This window comes from Streptomyces sp. NBC_00090 (assembly GCF_045160815.1).
Lineage (GTDB): Bacteria > Actinomycetota > Actinomycetes > Streptomycetales > Streptomycetaceae > Streptomyces.
Genome location: NZ_CP108224.1, coordinates 8990352 through 9011891, shown reverse-complemented (window position 1 = coordinate 9011891; position 21540 = coordinate 8990352). Strand labels below are relative to the sequence as shown.

Sequence of the window (21540 nt, the reverse complement as noted above, 5' to 3'; positions counted from 1 at the left end):
GGGAGACGACCCGAGGTCCGTCATCGGTTCGGCAGGCCCGGGAGACCGTGGCGCTTGTCGAGCTTGGCGAGGAGCAGGTTGGGGTCCTTCACCTCGGTGAAATAGGACGCGCTGGGGACGTAGACGGTCCTGCCGCCCACCGCCACGGAGGTCGGGTTGGAGAGCCCGTCCTGCTGGGTGAGCACGGGCTTGTGCGTGCCGTCGGGTCGTACGAGGGCGAGGACGTTGTCCGTGTTCAGCGCGGCGAGGGCCGTGTCGTCGCGCCCGGTGAAGGCGAAGTCGTCGATCCCGTCGAGCCCGGTCGCCCTGGTCTCGATCGCCCCGGCGCTCTTGTCGGACCGGACGGGGATGCGCAGCAGCGTCTTCCGGTCGGTGTTGGACACCCACACGGCGCCGTTGTGGACCTTGAGGCCGTTGGCGCCGACCACGCCGTCGGGGGCGGGCAGGGGCCGGAGCGCCTCGCCCGTGGCCCAGGCCGTGGGGCTCCCGCCTTCGCGGGGGACGCGCCAGACGGTCCCCAGGACCGAGTCGGCGACGTAGAGCGTGCCGCACTCCTCGTCGAGGGCGAGGCCGTTGGGGAACCCGGTGGCCGGCAGCGTCGCGATCTGGACGGGCGCGCTGCCGTCGGTCTTGATGCGCCAGATGCCGGTCTCGGCCGTACCGGTGGCGTATGTGACGTAGAGGGTGCCGTCGTGGGCGCGCGCGATCCCCAGGGCGGCGGCCGCGCCGATGACGGGTGTGTTCGGGTTCGCCACGGCGGGCAGGGTCGCGAGGATCCGCTTGGTTCCCTGCTTGTCGACGTTGACGACCTGCCGGGCGAAGGACAGGGTCAGGTTCGCGGAGCCGTCGGGTTCGAGGGCGATGTTCTCCGGCGTCTGCCCGAGGGCGAAGTCGAAGTGGGCGACGACCCGCGGGTCCGACACGACCGGGTCGCCGGCCGCCGCGGGGCCGGACACGAGCACGGTGAGGGCGACGGCAGCCGTGGCCGTGGCGGCCGGACGTAGGACTCGGAACATTGACCTCTCCTTGGCAGGACGCGAGGCGCCGGGAAGCGCGGCGCCTGGAGGAGCGTGCCGCCGGGCCGCCCGGCGGCGGCGGAAGCCGGGGCCGAGAGGTCGCCCGCGTGGCCCACGGGAAGGGGCCGGTTGCCTCGCACGCGGGTGACCCCCGTGGAGGAGCGCCGGCGCCGGCGGAGTCACCGGCCCGGCGGACCTCCCACGTGTCGTGCCGCGTGTCGTCCTACGTGTCGTGCTGTCGGCGCACCATCTCGGTGATCCAGACGGGCGCGAACGGAGACGTGCAGCCCGGTGAGGTCGGGTAGTCCTCGAGCACCCGCAGACGCTCGCCGATGCCGATCGCCCGGGCGCGGTACTCGGCGTGCTCGATCCCGATCTGAGCCAGGCAGTGGTTCATCGCCCACTGCAGACGGTCCGGGGCGTCCTTCATCTCCGCCTCGACGACGTCGAGCAGTCCCGCGAGGTCGAGGCCCTCGGGCTTCTTCGCGACGCGTTCGGTGGTCAGCGCCCAGCCGGCACTCGCGACCACGGGATCCGGATCGGCCGTCCAGGCCACGCGGAGCTCTTCGGAGTGCGGGCTCTTCTTCACCACGTAGTTCACGAGCCAGTCGTGGACCTTGGGTGCGCGCGCCTCGCGCACCATGGTGTCCAGCTCGTCCCGCCCGAACGCCTTCGGGCGGCAGATCAGGATGGCCAGCAGTCTGGCCGCGGTGTCATCCGTCTCCCAGAGCCCGTACGCGAGCTCCTGCTGCGCCTTGAGGCGCTTCGCGAGCGCGCGCAGCTTGCCGAGGTTCACACCGTGGTCGTCACCGTGTCTCTCGTTGACCGCGCGTGCCCTCGGGTCCTCGAGCTCGGCCAGCTCGGCCATCACCTCGGCCAACGGTGTCGTCCCGGCCACCTCGACCTCCTGTCCGTCATCTGCGGGATTCAGCCTGTGCCGGAAGCTGCTCGCGCATGGCCCAAGGGGATCCGTACGCGGTGAGCAGGTCGAGGAAGGGGCGTGGAGCGAAGGCCTCGGGGCCGAGGACGCCGGACCGGGCCCATGTGCCGGAGGCCATCAGCTCCAGGGCGACGACCGGGTTGACCGCGGTCTGCCACACCACGGCCTGGCAGCCGTACTCGCGCATCGACCACTCGTTGTCGACCACGTGGTAGAGGTACACCTCGCGCGGTTCGCCGTCCTTGACGCCCTTGACCCAGGTGCCCGCGCAGGTCTTGCCGGTCATCCGGTCGCCCAGGGTCGCCGGGTCCGGGAGGACGGCCGCCACGACGTCCCGGGGCGAGACCTCGGCCGGGCCGAGGCCGGTGGTCACCGTGACGGGCACCGTGCTGTCCAGGCCCAGCGCGCTGAGGGTCTTGAGCTTGCCGATGAAGTCCTCGCCGAGGCCGTACTTGAACGTGACCCGCGCCGCGTCGATCCAGCGCGGCACGAGCAGGACCTCCTCGTGCTCGACGTTCACGCATTCGACGGGGCCGATGCCCTCGGGGAAGTCGAAGATCTCGGGCTCGCTGAACGGCTCGGTGGTGAACCAGCCGCGGTCGGCCTCGTACACGACCGGCGGGTTGAGGCACTCCTCGATGGTCGTCCAGATGTTGAACGACGGCGCGAAGTCGTAGCCCTCGACGGTGAGGTTGGCGCCGTCGCGGATGCCGATCTCCTCGATCTCGTCGAAGAGTTCGTCGGCGGCGTAGCGGGCGAAGACATCGGACATACCGGGCTCGACGCCCATGCCGACCAGGGCGAGCCGGCCGGCCTTCTCCCAGAGTTCGGCCTGCTCGAACTGGGCGTCGCCGAGCTTGACCCCGCACAGCTCGTACGGCCGGTCGGGGTGCGGACTCGACAGCGACATGGCCATGTCCAGGTAGTGCGCGCCGGCCGCGGCGGCGGCGTTGAACAGCGGCAGGACGAAGCGCGGGTCGGTGGCGTTCAGGAGGACGTCGCAGCGCTGCTCCTTGAGCAGGGCGGCGACCGCGCCCTCGTCGGAGGCGTCCGTTCGGCAGGCGCTGAACCGGGTTCCGCCGTCGCCCAGGGCGGCGACGGCGGCCTCGGCGCGGGCGAGGTCGTAGTCGGCGACGACCATGTGGTCGAAGAACGGGCGGCGGGCGGCGATCCGCGTGATCGCCGTACCCACGCCACCGGCCCCGACAAGCAGTACACGCATGGCAGAAATCTCCCTCTTCGCTCCGGCGACGCCGGAGGCTCCTTCGAGGCGGTCACCTCTGGTGCAGGCGATGTAACCCTCGATCCCTCGCTAACGTCCATGGTGTTGGCATAAGGTGCGGGCCGGGGGGAAGGAGTCAGGCCATGGCCAAGCAGGTGGTGCCCGAATCGGCGCGCAGACGGCGCCGTCCGACCAAGAGCGGAGACGTGCTCTCGGAGCAGCTGATCGTGGAGACGGCTCTGCGGATGCTGGCCGAGCACGGCGGCGCGGGCCTGACCGCCCGGCGCCTCGGGCTCGCGCTGGGCGCCGATCCCAGCACTCTGTACCGGTATTTCGCCGGGATGGACGACCTGACCCTGGCTGTCGGGGCGGAGCTGATCGGGCGGGCGCTGGACGGCTGGACGGCCACCGGAGACTGGCGCGACGACCTGCGCCGGCTCGGTCTGCGCATCCACCGCGCCTACCTCGCTCATCCCCAGGCGGCGGCGCTCACCGCCAGTCGTGTCACGGGGCGGGAGCAGGAGATCGCCGTGGACGAGGCCGTCCTCGCCGTGCTGCGTACCGCCGGCTTCCCCGACACGGACGCCGTACGGATCTACCACGCCTTCATCGACCAGAGTCTGGCCTTCGCCGCCCTGGACGCGGCCTCACTCGCCCTGCCCTCGGCCGCCCGCGAGGCCGACGAGCGCATGTGGGAATCGACCTACGCCCGGCTGCCGGACAGCTCGCACCCGCACATCGCCGCCACCGCCGGTCTGCTGGCCGCGCGTATGAACCACAGCGCCTACCCGACCGCCCTGGACATGCTTCTGGACAGCGCGGCCGCCCAGTTGGCACGACTGGCATCGCCCGCGTGACGGGGACGGCCGGCAGGGTGGCGTGATGCGGGTCGGTGGCGGCGTCGTGCCGCCGGGAGCTCAGTCCAGGTAGTCGGCGACGAGCGTCGCGAAGGCCTCCGGGGTGAGGACCTCGACGCCGAGCTCCTGGGCCTTGACCGCCTTCGAGCTCGGCTTTCCGTTCGCGGACGGTGCCGCGACGAGGTACGTGGTCCGGGAGTTGACGCCGCTGCCCACGCGGCCGCCGGCCTTCTCGATCAGCGCGCCCATCTCGGACCGTCCCCAGCCGTCCAGCGGACCGGTCATCTTCCCCGTCACGACGACGGTCCTGCCGGTCAGCGGCCCGTCAGCGGCCTCCTCGGACTTCTGCTGCTGCGGCTCGGTCATGGTGACGCCGGCCGCGATCAGCTTGTCGATCACCCCGGCGGAGGCGGCGACCTGCTCGACGATGACCGGGGCCTTCTCGGGGCCGATGCCCTCGACGTCCTGGAGGACGGAGGCGTCGGCCGCGCGGATGGCCTCCATCGTGCCGAAGTGGGCGGCGATGCGCCGGGACATGCTGCGGCCCGTGCCCGGTATGCCCAGGGCGCAGAAGACGCGGCTGAGCGGGCGGGACCTGGCGAGCCGGATCTGCTCGGCCAGCTTCGCGCCGCGCTTGGCGCTGCCGGACGCGGCGGTGAGCTGCTCCTCGGTGAGGGTGAACAGGTCGGCCACGTCCCCGACGTCGCCGGAGGCGATCAGGGCGTCGACGTACTTCCTGCCCAGTCCGTCGATGTCGAGGATGTCGCGACCGGCGACGTACTCGATCAGCGGAGCCAGAGCGCAGGTGGTGCCCTTCGCGCAGCGCCACCGCTCCTGGCTCTTGTCGATCTCCCCGCCGCAGTTGGGGCACTCCGCGGGCAGCGGGACCGGCGTGGCGTCCTGGGGGCGGAGTTCGACGACGGCGGCCTCGACGCGCGGGATGATGTCGCCGGCCTTGTGGACGGTGACGGTGTCGCCGAGGTGGAGGTCGCGCCTCAGGATGTCGGCGGGGTTGTGCAGCGTGGCGCGGGTGACGGTCGACCCGTCGAGCTCCACCGGGGCGAGCACCGCGGTGGGCGCGAGCACGCCCGTACGGCCGACCTCCCAGACCACGTCCAGCAGCACGGTCTGCCGCTCGACGGCCGGGAGCTTGAAGGCGATGGCCCAGTACGGGAAGCGGGTGCCGGAGCCCACCGCCGCCTGTTCGGCCGCGCTGTCGGCCTTGACGACGACGCCGTCGATGCCGAAGGGCAGGCCGGAGCGCATCGCGGCGATGGCGTCGACCCGCTGCTGTGCTTCGTCGAGCGTGGCGACGACGTGCAGTCCTGCCGGGGTCTCCGCGGTGGTCCGGACGCCCGCCCGGGCCACCGCGGCCAGGGTCTCGGCGTGGGTGGCCCCGGCGGGGAGGAACGCCTCGCCGTCGAGCTCGACCGCGCCGTACGCCCAGAACGTCATCGCCAGCCGGTACGGCCGGTCCTTCGCGCGCAGCGTGCCGGCGGCGCCGTTGCGCGGGTTGGCGAAGACGGCGCCGCCGTGCGCGGTGCGGACCTCGTTCGCCGCTTCGAACTGCTCCTGGGTGAAGAGGACTTCGCCCCGCGCCTCGAAGGTGGCGGGGACCGTCAGCTGCTCGGGCAGGCCCACGACGGTGCCGATGACGTGGCTGACGTCCTCGCCCTGGGCGCCGTCTCCCCGGGTGATGATCTGCACCAGACGTCCGTCGCGGTAGCGGGCGGCCACGGCGGCGCCGTCCATCTTCGGCTCGACGGTGAACCCTCCCGTCGGCTCGTGGCCAAGGCGCCGCTGGAGCGACGCCCCCCAGGCCACGAGCTCCTCCGGGGTGAAGACGTTGTCGAGACTGAGCAGGCGCGTGGTGTGCGCGACGTCGCCGGCGGGGGCGGCTCCGTCGGCGACCCGGTCGATGGGCGAGGCCGGGACGACCTCGTCGGGGTTCTCCTCCTCCCATGCCTTCACGGCCAGTCGGAGCCTGTCGTACGTGACGTCGTCCATGAGGCTGTAGCCCGCGCCGTAGTAGGTGCGGGACGCCTCGCGCAGGCGGTCGAGGCCGGCCTCGTACTCGGCACGGCTGGACAGGCTCGGCAGGCTGGACATGCCGGACAGCGCCTCAACGGCGGAAAAGGTCGTCATGGGGAACATCCTTGCTCACGGCACTGACAACGCCCCTGCGGCGACTCCCCGCGCCACCGGATCGACCTGGGTGCAGGCTCAGTCGGCGCGCGCCGCCGGTGTCAGGGACAGGTTCCAGAAGCCGGCGTAGCGGCCACCGAGGCGCAGCAGTTCGTCGTGGTCGCCCTCCTCCACGATCCGGCCGCCGTCCAGGAAGACGACACGGTCGGCGCGCCGGACCGACGCCGGGCACTCACCTTCCGGGAGACCTTCGACGCATCCCAGGTGCCCCACCTGGCCGCTGTCGGCGGCCAGTGGGCCGCACTGGCCGCGCGGGACATCTACCCGCGCGGACTCCGCGCGCTCGTCGACGGGCTGCTCGCGCAGGTGCACGTCACTTCGGCGACTCCCCGTGAGGCCGGCTGAAGTCGTTCCCCGGTGTCCCGCCGGTCTCAGTTGTTCGACGGCGCAGCCGTCGGGAATGTGAGGCGGTGGGCCGCCCCGCCCTTCGGCGTGGCCTGATCGTCGGACAGGATGAGGACGAACCTGAACGAGGGAGCCGTCCGAACCATGACCATCCGATCCGAGCCCGCGCCCGAGCACGGCCGACCCGAGCACGACCGGCCCCGGGACGGCCGACCCGACGCCGGTCTCGACGCGATCATGGGAGAGCGGCGGCAGCTGCTCAACATCGCCTACCGGCTCCTCGGCTCGCTCGCCGAGGCCGAGGACGCCGTACAGGAGACGTACGTCCGCTGGTACGCCATGTCCCCGCAGCAGCGGAAGGCCGTCGAATCCCCCGGCGCCTGGCTGACGACCGTGGCCGGCCGCATCTGCCTCGACGTTCTCGGCTCGGCACGGGCGCGGCGCGAGCGCTACGTCGGCGAATGGGTGCCGGAACCGCTGCCCGACCACACGGAGTGGATGAACGGGCGTCGGCCGGGCGACAGGGACGATCCGGCCGACCCCGCCGACCGGGTCACGCTGGACGAGTCGGTCGACATGGCCTTCCTCGTCGTCCTCGAATCGATGACGCCGGCCGAACGGGTCGCGTTCATCCTGCACGACGTCTTCCGGTACCCCTTCGGCGAAGTGGCCGCGATCGTCGGCCGGACGCCGGCGGCATGCCGCCAGCTGGCGTCGTCGGCCCGTCGGCGTGTCGGCGCCGCGCGTGTTCCGGCGACGTCGGCGGTCCGACAGGCCGGTGTCGTCAGGGACTTCAAGCAGGCGTGGGAGGCCAAGGACATCGCCGCGCTCGTCGGCCTGCTCGACCCCGAGGCCACTATGGTCGCCGACGGCGGCGGCCTGGTCGGTGCGACGCTCCGGCCGGTCGTGGGCAGCGAGCTGATCGCCCGCTACCTCGTCGACATCGGCGACCGGGCACCGGGCCTCACGCTTCTGGAACGTTCGGTCAACGGCCGTCCAGGTCTGGTGGCCCAGCACGGCGGCGTCACCATGACGGTGGCCGCGTTCGGCCTCGCCGAGGACCGGATCACGCACATCTGGGCCGTACGCAACCCCGAGAAGCTCGGGCCGTGGAGCGAGGACCACGACCCGGCGGCCGGGGCGAGCGGCGTGGATGGCGCGGGTGGCGCGGGTGGCGTCACGCCGTAGATGGTCGCGGACGCGGGCGGTCACCCCTCCGTGGAGAGGACAACCAAGCACGAAGGCAAGGAGGTTGTCCCCTCCTTGCCGTGATCAATGTATAGCGCACCGGGGGGCTTGCGACAAGGCCCGGGTCATGACGCAGAATCAACGATCAAAGCCAGGACCTGCGAAAACGGGGGACGTATGAAGATCGACGTGATCGTTGCCGGTGGTGGGCCGACCGGCCTGATGCTCGCCGCCGAGCTGCGACTGCACGGTGTGAACGTGGTCGTGCTGGAGAAGTTGACCGAGCCGTCCGGGCAGGCCCGTGCGCGGGGCCTGCACGTGCGCAGCGTCGAGGTGATGGACCAGCGCGGCCTGCTGGACAATTTCCTCGCGGTCAGTGAGAAGTTCCAGGTCGGCGGGTTCTTCGCCGCCATCATCAAGCCGTGGCCCGACGGGCTGGACACCGCGCACCCGTACGGCCTCACGATCCAGCAGACGGTCACCGAGCAGCTGCTCACCGAGCACGCCGTCGCACTCGGTGCCGAGATCCGGCGCGGCCACGAACTCGTCGGCCTGAGCCAGGACGAGGACGGGGTGACCGTCGAACTGGCCGACGGCTCCCGTCTGCAGGCCCGCTATCTCGTCGGCTGCGACGGCGGCCGCAGCCTGGTGCGCAAGCTGCTCGGCGTCGGCTTCCCCGGTGAGCCCGCCCGGAACGAGACGATGCTGGGCGAGGTGGAGCTGACCGAGGACCCGGCGACGGTGGCCGCCGTCACGGCCGACATCCGCAGGACCCAGGTGCGGTTCGGCACGATCCCCAACGGCGACGGGACGTACCGCGTCATCGTGCCCGCCGCGGAGGTGTCCGAGGACCGGGCGACCGCGCCGACCCTGGAGGAGTTCAAGCAGCGGCTGCGGGAGGTCGCCGGGACCGACTTCGGCGTGCACTCGCCGCGCTGGCTGACCCGGTTCGGCGACGCCATCCGCCAGGCCGAGCAGTACCGGGTCGGGCGGGTGCTGCTGGCCGGCGACGCGGCGCACATCCACCCTCCGACGGGCGGGCAGGGCCTCAACCTCGGTGTCCAGGACGCGTTCAACCTCGGCTGGAAGCTGGCCGCGGAGGTGGCCGGCTGGGCTCCCGAGGGGCTGCTCGACACGTACCACGCCGAACGGCACCCGGAGGGCGCCCGCGTGTTGACCAGCACCCTCGCGCAGGGCGTGCTGCTGGAGGGCGGCGCGGCCTCGAAGGCGATGCGTGACCTGTTCTCGAAGCTGCTGGACTTCGAGGAGGTGAACCACTACGTGACCGAGATGATCACCGCGGTCGGGGTCCGTTACGACCTCGGCGAGGGCCATGAGCTCCTCGGCCTGCGGATGCGGGACGTGACGCTGAAGCAGGGCCGCCTCTACGAGTTGATGCACGGCGGCCGCGGGATCCTGCTCGACGGGACCGGGCAGCTGTCGGTGGAGGGCTGGGCGGACCGGGTCGACCACGTCGTCGACGTCAGCGAGGAACTGGACGTGCCCGCGGTGCTGCTGCGCCCGGACGGTCACGTGGCCTGGGTCGGCGACGACCAGCAGGAGCTGCTCGACCACCTGCCGAAGTGGTTCGGCGCCCCCGTCGTCGGCTGAGGCGGGACACGCAGCCGTCGGCCACGGGCTACGGGCTACGGGCTACGGGCTACGGGCTACGGGCTACGGGGGGCCGTTCCTCAAGTGACGTGATCCACACGGGAGAACGGGTGACGGGCCGGAGTACGGCATGTCGGGGTTGCGGCAGTGGAACGTTAGCGCGACGGCAGCGGGACGTGAGCACCGCGCGGGAACCTGGGAGGGACCACAGTGGCCGGCTCGCCGGCCACTGACCAGTAGACCCAGGGGGGCCTCACCATGCGTGCCGACCAGCGGCCGCGAACCACCGTCACGGCGGCTGTTCCACCGGCGACACCCGGGCGCCCGACCACGCCCGGGTCATCGCGGCGAGTGGGAAAGAGCGGGTAACGGAAATGCTCACCACGCGGGTGACCGTGTCCGTCCACGCATCCGATCCACTCAGCCGGGCCGGGCTCATCAGCCATTTGCGGCACCAACCGACGATCGACTACGTCCCCGAGCAGGACGACGGGAGCCGGGACACCCCGGCGGTCGCCGTCATGCTCGCGGACCGGATCGACGAACCCACCACGGCCGAGCTGCGGCGCCTCCTGCGGGGGCGGGACCAGCGCGTCGTCCTCGTCGCACGCGAGCTGCGCGAACCCGACCTCCTCGCGGTCGTCGAGTACGGGGTGCGCGCCATCATCTGGCGCCACCAGGCCACCGAGCAGCGCCTGCTGAGCGCCGTGCACAGTGCGGCGCGCGGCGAGGGAGAGTTGCCGCCCGACCTGGTCAGCCGCCTGCTGAACCAGGTGGGGCGGCTGCAGAGGGCGACGACGGCGGGAACCACGACCGGCGGGGCGGTGCCGCTCTTCGGGATGGCCCCGCGCGAGGTGGACGTCCTGCGACTGCTCGCCGAGGGCCTGGACACCCGGCAGATCAGCGAGAAGCTCGCCTACTCCGAGCGCACCGTCAAGAACATCCTGCACGCGCTGATGACGCGTCTCCAGCTCACCAACCGGGCGCATGCCGTCGCGTACGCGCTCCGCGAAGGCTACATCTGATGATCCATGAGATCGACGAGGCACTGCGCCGCCTGCTCGCGCCCGTCGTCACGGGCGACATCGCCTTCGACGCGCCGACCCGCGACTGGGCGGCCCGCCGCAACGCCCCGACCCTGAACGCCTATCTGTACGACATCCGGGAGGACGTGGCGCGGCGGGAGCGCGGCGCCTACGCCGAGCGGGACGCCAACGGGATCGTGACGCGCAGGCGGCAGCCCCCGCGCTGGTTCCGGCTCTCGTATCTGGTGACCGCCTGGACCTCCCGCCCGGAGGACGAGCACCGGTTGCTGTCGGGCGCGCTGGCTCTGCTGCTGCCCCACGAGATGCTGACGGGCGAGGCCGTGCCGGAGTCGGTGCGCTCGATCGCCACGTCCCTTCCGCTCAGCGTCGCGACGCCGCCCGCCGAGTCGCGGTCGCTCGCGGACATCTGGTCGGCTCTCGGTGGCGAGCTCAAGCCCTCGCTGGATGTCGTCGTCACCACGCCGTTCCCGGTCACCCCGGTGTACGGGGTGGCGCCGCCGGTCACCGAGGGCGAGATCGTCGTGCGCGAGCGCGGGGTCGACGGACTGCCCGGCGACTCCAGGCCCCGGACGATGCGGCGCTCCGTGACCATGAGCACCGCGTCCGGGGACAAGGACGCGTCCGGGTCCGAGGTCGGAGCAGAGGCATGAGCGATGATCCTGCGAACCGTGCCGGTACGAGCCCTCCCGGCGTGCTGGAGATGATCACCGCGCTGCGCGCCCGGGTCGCCGCCGTCGTGGACGCCCGCAGCGCCGGGGACCCGACGGCTGCCGATCCGCTGCGCGGCCTCTACATCACCGAGGAGACGGCCCGCCGGATCGCGGTGGAGCCGGACCGGGCGGCGGCGCACGCCGACGGTGTCCCGCTGCCGGACACCGCGGGCACGGACCGGCTCGCCGCCCTGGCGCGGACCTTCGGGCTGTCCGGGCTCGACGCGCACATCCTCGTCGCGGCGCTCGCGCCCGATGTGGACCGGGGCTTCGAGGCGTTGTACGGGTACCTCAACGACGACGTCGGCCGGCGGCGCGCCACCGTGGCGCTGACCCTCGACCTGGCGGGCACCGGGCCCTTCGACGCGGCTGCCCGCGACCGCTTCCACCCGGCCGCTCCGCTGCGCTCCGGGGGCCTGCTGGACGTCGAGGACGAGGACCGGCCACTGCCCGGGCGGGCGCTGCGCGTGCCGGAGCGGGTGGTGGCGCACCTGCTGGGTGACGACAGTCGCCTGGACGCGGAACTCCTCGGAGCGGGAGTGGAGTTGTTGGCGCCGACGGGTCCCGAGGCCGCGGTCGAGGCCGCTGGGCCGCCGGCCCTCGGTGCGCGCGTCGCGGCCGCCGGGCCCGTCACCGTACATCTGCGGGAGCGTGTCCCCGGGTCCGCCACCGCCTCCGTGGTGGCCGCGCTGCGGGGCGCCGGCCGGCCCGTGCTCCGGTACCGGCCGGAGTCGGCCGACGCGTCGGCGGCGCGTGCGCTGCTGCGTGAGGCCCGGCTGCGCGGTGCCGCCGTGGTGGTCGAGCCGCTGCCGCCGCAACCTGGGCCGCTGGTGCGCGTGTTGGCCTCGACCGGGGCGACCGTGGTGCTCATCGGAACCGATGCGCCCGACCCCCGGTGGGCGCCGGACGCGGAGCTGCTGGCGCTGGACGCACCCGACGAGGAGGCTGGTTCCGGCGAGCTCTGGCACCGTGAACTCGGCCTGCTGGACGCCGATTTCGACCTGGCCGAGGCCGTCGCGCCGTACCGTCTCAGCGGCGACCAGGTCCGCCGCGCGGCCCGTTCGGCCCGGGCGCTCGCCGCCTTCGAGGGCACCGCGCCGACCCTCGCGCAGGTGCAGCACAGCGCCCGGCTCGTCTCCGCACCGCTCCTCGACAGCCATGCGCGGCGGATCCGGCCGGCCGTGGGCTTCGCCGACATCGTCCTTCCCGAGGAGCCCTTGGGGCTGCTGCACGAACTGACCGCTCGGGCCCGCCACCGGGACCGCGTGCTGGGCGAGTGGCGGCTGCGCACGGGCGGCGGGCGCGGGCGCGGTGTCGTCGCGCTGTTCGCCGGGGAGTCCGGTACCGGCAAGACGCTGGGCGCCGAGGTCGTCGCGGGCGAACTGGGCCTGGACCTCTATGTGGTGGACCTCTCGTCGGTGGTCGACAAGTACGTCGGCGAGACCGAGAAGAACCTGGAGCGGATCTTCGTCGAGGTGGATCGCACGGACTGCGTGCTTCTCTTCGACGAGGCCGACGCGGTCTTCGGCAAGCGGTCGGAGGTGAAGAGCTCGCACGACCGGTACGCCAACCTGGAGAGCGCGTATCTGCTCCAGCGGCTCGAGTCCTTCGCCGGGATCGCGGTGCTCACCACCAATCTCCGGGCCAACATCGACGAGGCGTTCACCCGGCGGCTCGACCTGGTCGTGGACTTTCCGTTCCCGGACGCCGAGCAGCGGGTCTCGCTCTGGCGCTCCTGTCTGGCGGGCACGCCGAAGGCGGAGGGTCTGGACGAGGAGATCACGCGCTGCGCCGCGGAGTTCGAGCTCGCGGGCGGCGCGATCCGCTCGGCCGCGGTGACGGCCGGATATCTGGCGGCCGCGCGCGGCTCGGCGGTGACCGGCGAGGACGTACGGGCCGGGGCGCGGCGCGAGTACCAGAAGTCGGGGCGGCTGGTGCTGGACGCGGGCGTGCCCTGGGCACCGTAGCCGCGTGGAGGGCGAGACGCCCTGACGTCGTCGAGGGGGCCACCCGTGCGGGTGGCCCCCTCGTTCGTTCATGTCCCTTGCGTGTCAGTTCACTTCTTCACGCTGCCGCCGACCATCTTGCGGAGCGTCGGCCAGTCGACGGTCCCGGTCGCCGGCAGCCCGACGGCCGACTGGTACTGCTTGATGTGCGCGGCGACCTCGGTGCTGTACGTGCTCGTCTTCTGCCGGTTCGTACGGAAGTTGTCGATGCCGTACTGGGCGTCGGTGCGTACCCGGGCCATGTCGCCGTCGTCGAAGCCTCGGTTGATCGCCCACCAGTAGCCCGCCATCAGCTTGGTGGTCTGCCAGCCGGTGGTGCCGGGCTTCACGCTGTCGGGCGTGATTCCCTGGGCCCACATCGAGGTGAGGGTGGCCCGGCCGAGCATGCCCCTCGTGTCGGTGTCGAAGATCGCGGCCGAGTTCTTCCCGTTCTCCCTGCCGTCCCTCACGACGGCGTCCTGGTAGCAGATGAGCGAGGTACGGGTCGGCCCGTCGATGACGCCCCTGGTCCAACCCGGCTTGAGCGCACATGCGTTGTTGAGGGAGGCCAGCCGCTCCTGGGCGAACTCGACGACGATGTCCGCCTTGTAGCCGGTGCCCCAGTCGGGCCCGGTCTTCTGGGGAGCGGGCGGGGGCGGGGGCGGAGGCGGCTGCTGCTCGTTCCCGCCGTCGCCCGGGTCCGGCCCGGCGCCGGTCGGGGCGGCGGTCTCCGGTCCGCTCCCGGTGGGTGCGCCGCCGCCCTGTCCCGGGTCGGTCGGTCCGCCGCCTCCGGAGTTGTCGCCCGTCCCCTCGTCTCCGCCTACGGGCGGCGGTCCGCCGTCCGAGGCGGGCGGGGGTCCGCCGGGCGCGTCCTCGCCCGGCGGGGGTGCGCCGGTGTCGTTGGGCGGCGGGGGCGCGTCGGGAAGCGCCTCCCCGCTGCCCTGTGGCACGGGCCTGGGCGCGCCCGACGCCCGGATCTCCTTGGCCGCGCTCACGATCTTCGGGGAGAAGTTGAACCAGAGCACGACGAAGGCGATCACGGCGGTCATCAGGAGTCCGCCCGCCACCACCAGCCAGTTCCCGAAGACCGGGCGCTGGTCGAAGGTGGCGTCGAGGTCGAGGGAGGTGTCGTCGCCGGCCCGCCGCACGGCCACGGTGAACCGGTGCGACTCCTCGCCGCCGGTCCACCGGACGGCCTGCGGCCGCACTTCGAGTTCGCCGAAGGCGGCACGGCCCGGGGCGATCTGCACGGCGTTCGGCCGGACGTCGAAGGTCAGCCGGTTCGCCTCGTCCCGGGCCACGAGGGACGCGGTCAGCGGAGTGTTGCCGAGGTTGTCCACGGCTATTCGGGCCCGGCCGCGGAAGCGCCCGAGGAGCGCGGGAGGCAGCAGTTCGGCGCGCACCTCGGTGAAGGGCGTGACGGTCAGCCGGCCCTCCACCACGTCGCGGGCGGCGGAGTTCTCCCGGGGGTCGACGCGGATTCCGTACGCGACCGGTCCGGCCTCCACGTCCGACGAGCGGGGCGGGGCGAACGAGATCTCGGCGGTCCCCTCACTGCCCGGGTAGAGGCGGAGAACGTCCGGCTCCACCCGGGACCAGCCCGACGGTTTGCCGACGAGCGAGAGCCGGTACTCCTCCACGGTGTCCCCGGTGTTGCGTACCCGCAGGCGGGCGGAGGTCCGGGCCCCTGGCGCGACGGTCAGATCGGCCGGGTCCAGAGAGGTCCACATGGTCATGGGCGAACGTTAGATGCGCGGGGTGGGTGCGCGGCTGCCCGAAAGTCCCTGTTCGGGGGCAGCATGGCGTGCCCCCGTGCCACCACGGGGGGGTACCGAGGGCCCTCGGGGCGACCCGGCCGGTCAGCGGTGCGGGCGGGTCGGGCGTTCGGTCCCGCAGCCGTGCCCTTTTGACTCTTCAGCCCCGAGGGGCCGTACGGCAGGTTCGGAGGATGCGCGCACACGACCCTTCCCACGCCCTGCCCGACCGGACCGGACCGCGGCGGCGGGCCGCGCCGGGGGCTGTGCCCGGCCGCGTCGGCCCCGAAACACCTGCCGCCACCGCGGCCGCGATCCAGCGGGCGGCGGGGAACCGCGCCCTCCTCGCCGCGCTGTCGGTCCAGCGGGCGGTGTCGATCACGGCCACGGACGACGACTTCACCCTCAGGGACAGGAAGGTCGCCAGGATCCTGCTGCTGGAGACGCAGGCCGCCGAGGAGTACCTGTCGGACGCCAAGCGGCGGGCGTGGCGCCAGGAGGAGCTGGACCATCGGCTGACGGAGCTGCTGGAACGGGGCACGGCGACGTTCGCCACCTGGGACGCCCTGGCCGAGAGCCTCGTCCAGGAGTGCAGGAGGACCGAGGCGGAGACGTCGCTGGTGGCGGGCGGGGCCAATCCGCCCACGGGCGGTAAGGCCAGGGGCGAGCAAGGGGCCCGCAAGCGGGCGGACAAGTCCGCGGAGCTCCGGAAGCAGACCAGGGACCCGGTCGGCGGACCGACCACCAAACGCGCTGTCGCGCGCCGGGGCGCGCGGGAGTTCGAGGCGTTCAGCGGGCCGCCGGGCCTGGCGCAGGACGACCGGCTGGAGGGGTACCTCAAGGAAGAGACCGGTTTCCCCTGGAGCGGCAAGACCCGGATCGAGAGCTGGGGCTTCGGCAACTGCGCCGAGTCGCGGCTCTACGCCCTGATCCAGATGGCGGGCGAGCACCCCAAGAACTTCCACCTGACGACGTACGACAGCGGCGTCGACGCCGTGGCGGCCTGCCGCAACTGCGCCCAGTGGGTGCCCGGCGCCTTCAAGTCGGTCACCATGAAGGCAGCGACCTACTGACGGACCGTGACGGCCCGCCTCCTGTCCGAACGGGCAACCAGCCCTGCCCCCGCGTCGGCCGGACGCCCCTCCCCCGCGCCGCGCGCCCTGACCAGACTCCTGTCCATGCATGCACAGGACAGCAGCAAGTCCGATCCCGCTTCCCGGGGCGGCGGCCCGGCGCGGAAGGGTCCCGGACCGCGTCCGGCCGACGCCGCGGCCCTCCTCGCCTCGGCCGGGAGGGCGGACCAGCTGTCGCCCGGCGCGGCTACAGCGCTCCAACGGGCCGTGGGCAACGCCGCGTTCATGGCGGCGCTCCAGCGCGACGAGCACGCGCACGGGCCCGGCTGCGGGCATGCCGAGACCTCGGCCCAGCGTTCGGCGGTCCCCGAGGATGGGCGCTCGGCCGGCCCCGGCTCCGGGGGTTCGGCAGCCCCCGACGTGCAGCGCTCCGCCGTCCCCGACGTCCTCCGCTCCTCGGGCACCCCGATGGGGAGCGCGGTCCGCGCGGACATGGAGGCGCGGCTCGGCGCCGACTTCTCGGACGTCCGGGTGCACACGGACGGGGCCGCGAAGGCCTCCGCCGCCGAGATCGGTGCCCGCGCGTACACCTCGGGGAACCATGTGGTGATCGGGGAGGGCGGCGCGGACCGGCACACCCTCGCGCACGAGCTGACCCACGTCATCCAGCAGCGCCGGGGGCCCGTCGCGGGCACGGACAACGGCAGCGGTCTCAAGGTCTCCGACCCCTCGGACCGCTTCGAGCGGGATGCGGAGGCGAACGCCACCAGGGTGCTGAGCGGGCCGTCGCCGACCCACACGGAGCACGGAGCACACGCGGAGCACGGAGCGCACACGGAGCACGGAGCGCACACGGAGCAGGCCGGCGCGCACGCTCCCGCGTCTGTCCAGCGGAGCCGCAGCGAGAACCCGTACGCGCCGACGGAGGGGCAGACGAAGGCCCACAAGGGCTGGGACCTCACGGCACACCACATCGTTCCGCACACCACGTTGGTCAGCACCCTTGAGGATCTGCCCCCGGCGGAACAGCAGGCCGTCCTCCTGGCGTCGATTCCCGCGGTCATCACCAAGTCGATGGCCATCAACCTCAAGATCGACCGCACCAAGGTGGACGACCCGGAATTCCTCGCCGAGTTGCGCGAAAGGCTGCTCGACACGTCACGCGACGGCGATTCCTTCCACGGTGTGAACATCCAGGACGTTCGTCATTCCTTCTTCGAATGGCAGGGCGGTAACCAGTTCCTGGGACCGAACACGGCCATTCGCCCCGAGCCGTCGGAGGCGAAGGACGACATCGACTACGACGGAAAGTACTTCTCCGGTGTCCAGGACTTCGACGAACTGACCCGGATCGGCGAGGAGCTCAAGACCCCGGCCGGCGCGACGGCCAGGAACCTCACGAACATGCTGGCGCTCACCAAGGACGTCACGCCGGCCTCGTTCGACCCCTCCGCCTGGCAGGAGATCGAGGATGTGAAGCAGGTCGAGGACCTGGCGAGCAACGGCCTCCTGAACCGGCAGCACCTCACCAAGTACACCTTCTTCAGGCTCACCGCCGCGCAGGTCCGCGACAAGGTGTTCCCGGAGATCGTCGACGCGGGCGGAGGCAGTTTCACCTACGGCCGCAAGGCCTTCGCCGCCCAGGTCCGAGGGGAGTACGTCTACATCAAGATCAGCGACGACACCAAACCCCTGCCCGCTCCTGTCACACCGGTGCCGCTGAAGGATGTCATCACGGGCCTGAACGGCACTGTCGTCGTGAACGGCCCGCAGGCCACCATCGCCTTCCCGCCCCATCAGTTCACCGACACCTCCCAGGGCAAGAAGAAGCAGTTCGCACTGACTGGATACGCGTCGGAGAACATCGTCTGCTCGCAGATCAACGGCGATACGGTCACCATGCCCAAGGGCGTGTACGACAACAAGAAGCTGGCGCCGACCGTGGAATCCACGGATCCGACGCTCAGCCAGTACTGCCGGGCGAACGCCATCCCCACTTCCACGTACCTCCCCAAGAAGCTCTACGAGGACATCCGTCAGTCCCCGGGCCGGTAGGCCCGTCGGGCGCGGGACTTTCGGGCACACCGTCCTGCCCTCGCGCCCGCCCGTTCACTCCTCCCCCGGCGGACGCCGTCAGGGGAGAGTCGACCGCGTCGGAGCGCTGCGCCGCGACGACGCCGACGCCTCAGCCACGAACCGCCGCCTCCGCGCGGTCACCGGCCGACAGACCCCACCAGCGAGGAGCTACCGACCGTGCCCACCTATCTGTCCCCCGGCGTCTATGTCGAGGAAGTCGCCAGCGGCTCCCGTCCCATCGAGGGTGTCGGGACCTCCGTCGCCGCGTTCGTCGGGCTGTCGCCCGTGGGACCGCTCAACGAGCCGGTGCTGGTCACCAACTGGTCGCAGTACGTCGCGTCGTTCGGTGACTTCACGGACGGGTACTACCTCGCCCACTCCGTGTACGGGTTCTTCAACAACGGCGGCACCGCGGCGTACGTCGTGCGGGTCGGCGGCGGGGACGCGCAGGGCGCCACGCAGGCCGTCGGGTCCGCTCCGGTGACCGCGCCGCAGCTCGTCGCCGGTGACGCCGTCGCGCTCGGCGCCTTCCGGGTCGCCGCCATCGCCGCCGGGTCCGAGGCCGGCGGCGCGCTCACCGTCGAGGTGCAGGACGTCGAGGGCGACACCGAGCGCTTCAAGCTGGTCGTCAAGGACGGCGAGAAGGTCGTCGAGAGCTTCGACGCCTCCGCCAAGAAGAGCGCACGGAACTACGTCGTCGCGCAGGTCAAGCAGCGTTCCAAGACCATCGTGCTGGAGGAGGCCACGGCCGGCGGGCAGCTCGCCAGGCCCGAGGCCCAGGCCGTGACGCTCGCCCCGCCCGCGCAGGCGCCCGTGCCGGTCGCGGCGCGGGCCGCGGGTGCCGCCGCGCTGGAGTCCGGCCAGTTCATCGGCGACTCCGCCGACCGCACGGGCTTCGGCGGCCTTGAGGCCCTCGACGAGATCAACATGGTCGCCGTGCCCGACCTGATGGCCGCCTACCAGCAGGGGCTCATCGATCTGGAGCAGGTCAAGGCCGTCCAGCTCGGTCTCATCGCGCACTGCGAGCTGATGGGCGACCGGATGGCGATCCTCGACCCGCCGCCCGCGCTCAACGCCCGCGACATCCGCAAGTGGCGCCAGGAGGTCGCCGGTTACGACTCCCGGTACGCGGCGCTCTACTACCCGTGGATCAAGTCGTTCGACCCGGCGACCGGCCAGACCCGCACGGTTCCGCCGTCCGGCCACATGGCCGGCGTCTGGGCACGCAACGACTCCGAGCGCGGTGTCCACAAGGCCCCCGCCAACGAGATCGTGCGCGGCGCGGTCGACCTGGAGCTCCAGATCACGCGCGGCGAGCAGGACCTGCTCAACCCGATCGGTGTGAACTGCATCCGCGCCTTCCCGGGCCGCGGCATCCGCGTGTGGGGCGCCCGTACGCTGGCCTCCGACCCGGCCTGGCGCTACCTGAACGTCCGCCGCTACTTCAACTACCTCGAGGAGTCCATCCTCGTCGGTACGCAGTGGGTCGTCTTCGAGCCCAACGACCAGTCGCTGTGGGCCCGTATCCGCCGCAACATCTCCGCCTTCCTCGTCAACGAGTGGCGGCAGGGTGCCCTGTTCGGCCAGCGCGCAGAGGACGCCTTCTACGTGAAGTGCGACGCCGAGACCAACCCCCCGGAGTCGGTCGACCTCGGCCGCGTCGTCTGCGAGATCGGCATCGCCCCGGTGAAGCCCGCCGAGTTCGTGGTCTTCCGCCTCGCGCAGTTCCAGGGTGGCGGCGGCGACCTGGAGGAGTAAGTCCTCCTGCGCGCGTCGCACGGGGCCCGGCAGCCGGCCCGACAGGCCGCCCGGCCCCTCCCCCGCCCTTCCCCTCACCCAGCCACTTCGCCCCATGAACAGGAGTGACCTCCCATGTCCCTCGACACCGGTGACGCCCTCACTACCCACAATTTCGGCCTGCAGATCGACGGCGTGATGGTCGAGACCCTGCAGGAGATCAGCGGCCTCTCGATGGAGCAGGACGTCATCGAGTTCCAGCAGGTCTCGGCGGACGGCAAGCCGATCATCAAGAAGCTCCCCGGAGTGAAGAAGGCCGGCGAGTGCACGGTGACCCGTGGCGCCACGCAGTCCGCCGCCTTCACCGAGTGGATCGCGTCCTCGATCGCCGGCGACATGGGCTCGGCCCGCAAGGACGCCTCCATCATCTTCCTGGACTACCAGCTCAGCGAGGTGAAGCGGTACAACCTCCGCAACGCCTGGTGCACCAAGGTGGAGCTGAGCGCGACCAAGGCCGGCGACGCCGCGGCCCTGACCGAGCAGGTCACGATCACCTTCGAAGAGCTGACGCTCGGCTGATGCGACGCGAAGGATCGGCGGGAACGCAGCAGCACCGCCAACAGGAGCCGCTCCGTACGGAGTTCGAGTTCGAGCTGCCGCGCGGGTTCGTCGACGAGACGGGCACCGTGCACCGCGGCGGGGCGATGCGGCTGGCCACGGCCAGGGACGAGCTGCTCCCGCTGCGGGACATCAGGGTGCGCGAGAACCCGGCCTACCTGTCCGTGGTGCTGCTCGGCCGGGTGATCACCCGGCTGGGCACGCTCCCGTCGGTCCACGACGGGACGGTGGAGAACATGTTCGCCTCCGACCTGGCGTTCCTCCAGGACTTCTACCGGCAGATCAACGCGGAGGGCCACACGAGGGCCGCCGTGGCGTGCCCGCACTGCGAGGAGTCCTTCGAGGTCGAGCTCGCCGGGAGCCGCCTGGGGGAATCGTGACGTACGCGGCCGACCGGATCGAGGAGGAGACCGCGTACCTCGCCTTCCACTTCCACTGGGGCATGGACGACATCCTCGATCTGGAGCACGCGGACCGGCGGAGGTACGTGGCTCAGGTGGCCTCGCTGGTGGAGCGGTCGCAGGCGTAGGAGCAGGAACGGGAAAGGAGGTTGGAGACGGTGGGGATGTTCGAGAAGTGGCGGGCGCGGAAGGCGTCCGGAGCGGAGGCCGGTGCCTCCGCGGAGAGCGCGGCGCCCGTCGCCCGCGCGGCGGCACCCGGGGACGCGTGGATGGCGTTGCCGCCCGTGCAGCGGGTGCTCGACGCTCCGCGCACCATCGCGGAGCACGGCTTCGCCGCGTCCCTCGCTACCCATTGGAACCCCTCCTTCCAGAGCGACCTGGGCCACGGCGCTGTGCCGGACGCGCCCGGCGGCGTACTGCTTGACGCCGTACGGCCCGTCCAGCGGGTGCCCCGCTCCGACGGGGCCGAGGCGCCGGAACTGCCGGGGCTGCGGCTGCCGGTGGCGGGGACGACGACCTCGGGTGCGGGTACGGGTGCGGGCGCGGGTGCGGATTCGGGTTCCGCTTCGGGTACGGGTTCCAGTGCGGGTTCACGTACGGGATCGGGCTCGCGTACGGGATCGGAATCGGGTTCGCGTACGGGATCGGGATCGGGCTCGGGCTCGCGTACGGGTTCGCGTACGGGGTCCGCCGTCGGCGGCGGCACCGGGGTCCCTGCCGAAGGGGCGTCGCGAGGCGGTGGCGGTACACCGTCGG

At 72.1% G+C, this 21540-nt stretch carries 19 protein-coding genes; 12 read left to right on the top strand and 7 right to left on the bottom strand.

Annotated features, from left to right (window positions below):
- Positions 1-20 precede the first annotated feature (20 nt).
- The 3 genes from OG361_RS39910 to OG361_RS39900 form a co-directional block, all read right to left on the bottom strand.
- Positions 21-1016 (bottom strand): hypothetical protein, encoded by a 996-nt coding sequence (locus OG361_RS39910; RefSeq protein ID WP_405861625.1) that lies wholly within the window; start codon positions 1014-1016, stop codon positions 21-23.
- Between the two features lie 223 nt (positions 1017-1239).
- A complete protein-coding gene (locus OG361_RS39905) occupies positions 1240-1884 on the bottom strand; it encodes a DNA alkylation repair protein (protein WP_405862688.1) in 645 nt (214 codons plus the stop codon).
- A 46-nt stretch (positions 1885-1930) separates the two neighbouring features.
- On the bottom strand, positions 1931-3178 hold the full coding sequence (locus OG361_RS39900) for a saccharopine dehydrogenase family protein (RefSeq protein ID WP_405861623.1): 1248 nt from the start codon (positions 3176-3178) through the stop codon (positions 1931-1933).
- 143 nt (positions 3179-3321) lie between these two features.
- On the opposite strand from OG361_RS39900, the gene OG361_RS39895 reads away from it, so the two are divergent.
- Positions 3322-4035: a TetR/AcrR family transcriptional regulator gene (locus OG361_RS39895; RefSeq protein ID WP_405861621.1), complete on the top strand. Its 714-nt coding sequence runs from the start codon at positions 3322-3324 to the stop codon at positions 4033-4035.
- A 60-nt stretch (positions 4036-4095) separates the two neighbouring features.
- On the opposite strand, the gene ligA is transcribed toward OG361_RS39895, so the two are convergent.
- Together ligA and OG361_RS39885 are read right to left on the bottom strand one after the other, a co-directional pair.
- A complete protein-coding gene (gene ligA / locus OG361_RS39890; RefSeq protein ID WP_405861619.1) occupies positions 4096-6180 on the bottom strand; it encodes an NAD-dependent DNA ligase LigA in 2085 nt (694 codons plus the stop codon).
- 78 nt (positions 6181-6258) lie between these two features.
- Complete coding sequence (locus OG361_RS39885; protein ID WP_405862754.1) at positions 6259-6552, bottom strand: hypothetical protein; 294 nt, start codon at positions 6550-6552, stop codon at positions 6259-6261.
- Between the two features lie 177 nt (positions 6553-6729).
- On the opposite strand from OG361_RS39885, the gene sigJ reads away from it, so the two are divergent.
- The 5 genes from sigJ to OG361_RS39860 all read left to right on the top strand — a co-directional run bounded on the left by sigJ (position 6730) and on the right by OG361_RS39860 (position 13107).
- On the top strand, positions 6730-7773 hold the full coding sequence (gene sigJ, locus OG361_RS39880) for an RNA polymerase sigma factor SigJ (RefSeq protein ID WP_405861617.1): 1044 nt from the start codon (positions 6730-6732) through the stop codon (positions 7771-7773).
- A gap of 177 nt (positions 7774-7950) precedes the next feature.
- Positions 7951-9384, top strand: a complete 1434-nt coding sequence (gene rox, locus OG361_RS39875) for a rifampin monooxygenase (protein WP_405861615.1) — start codon at positions 7951-7953, stop codon at positions 9382-9384.
- A 374-nt stretch (positions 9385-9758) separates the two neighbouring features.
- Positions 9759-10409 (top strand): LuxR C-terminal-related transcriptional regulator, encoded by a 651-nt coding sequence (locus tag OG361_RS39870; protein WP_384567431.1) that lies wholly within the window; start codon positions 9759-9761, stop codon positions 10407-10409.
- Complete coding sequence (locus OG361_RS39865; RefSeq protein ID WP_405861613.1) at positions 10409-11080, top strand: DUF4255 domain-containing protein; 672 nt, start codon at positions 10409-10411, stop codon at positions 11078-11080. Before OG361_RS39870 ends, OG361_RS39865 begins: the two co-directional genes overlap by 1 nt.
- Positions 11077-13107 (top strand): ATP-binding protein, encoded by a 2031-nt coding sequence (locus OG361_RS39860; RefSeq protein ID WP_405861611.1) that lies wholly within the window; start codon positions 11077-11079, stop codon positions 13105-13107. The genes OG361_RS39865 and OG361_RS39860 overlap by 4 nt, the downstream gene beginning before the upstream one ends.
- An 89-nt stretch (positions 13108-13196) precedes the next feature.
- Here OG361_RS39860 and OG361_RS39855 read toward each other — a convergent pair whose 3' ends face one another.
- The gene (locus OG361_RS39855; protein ID WP_405861609.1) at positions 13197-14861 is read right to left on the bottom strand and encodes a hydrolase; all 1665 of its coding nucleotides are present in this window, start codon (positions 14859-14861) and stop codon (positions 13197-13199) included.
- Between the two features lie 212 nt (positions 14862-15073).
- On the opposite strand from OG361_RS39855, the gene OG361_RS39850 reads away from it, so the two are divergent.
- From OG361_RS39850 to OG361_RS39825, 6 genes are all read left to right on the top strand, one after another.
- A complete protein-coding gene (locus OG361_RS39850) occupies positions 15074-15952 on the top strand; it encodes a hypothetical protein (RefSeq protein ID WP_405861607.1) in 879 nt (292 codons plus the stop codon).
- A gap of 105 nt (positions 15953-16057) precedes the next feature.
- Complete coding sequence (locus tag OG361_RS39845) at positions 16058-18007, top strand: DUF4157 domain-containing protein (RefSeq protein WP_405861605.1); 1950 nt, start codon at positions 16058-16060, stop codon at positions 18005-18007.
- 198 nt (positions 18008-18205) lie between these two features.
- Complete coding sequence (locus OG361_RS39840) at positions 18206-19786, top strand: phage tail sheath family protein (protein ID WP_405861603.1); 1581 nt, start codon at positions 18206-18208, stop codon at positions 19784-19786.
- A gap of 114 nt (positions 19787-19900) precedes the next feature.
- A complete protein-coding gene (locus tag OG361_RS39835) occupies positions 19901-20344 on the top strand; it encodes a phage tail protein (RefSeq protein WP_384567414.1) in 444 nt (147 codons plus the stop codon).
- Positions 20344-20763, top strand: a complete 420-nt coding sequence (locus OG361_RS39830; RefSeq protein WP_405861601.1) for a hypothetical protein — start codon at positions 20344-20346, stop codon at positions 20761-20763. Before OG361_RS39835 ends, OG361_RS39830 begins: the two co-directional genes overlap by 1 nt.
- Positions 20760-20912 (top strand): DUF6760 family protein, encoded by a 153-nt coding sequence (locus tag OG361_RS39825; RefSeq protein ID WP_167346856.1) that lies wholly within the window; start codon positions 20760-20762, stop codon positions 20910-20912. Before OG361_RS39830 ends, OG361_RS39825 begins: the two co-directional genes overlap by 4 nt.
- Here OG361_RS39825 and OG361_RS39820 read toward each other — a convergent pair.
- Positions 20876-21490, bottom strand: coding sequence for a hypothetical protein (locus tag OG361_RS39820; RefSeq protein ID WP_405861599.1), 615 nt, complete (start codon positions 21488-21490; stop codon positions 20876-20878). The genes OG361_RS39825 and OG361_RS39820 overlap by 37 nt on opposite strands.
- Positions 21491-21540 lie beyond the last annotated feature (50 nt).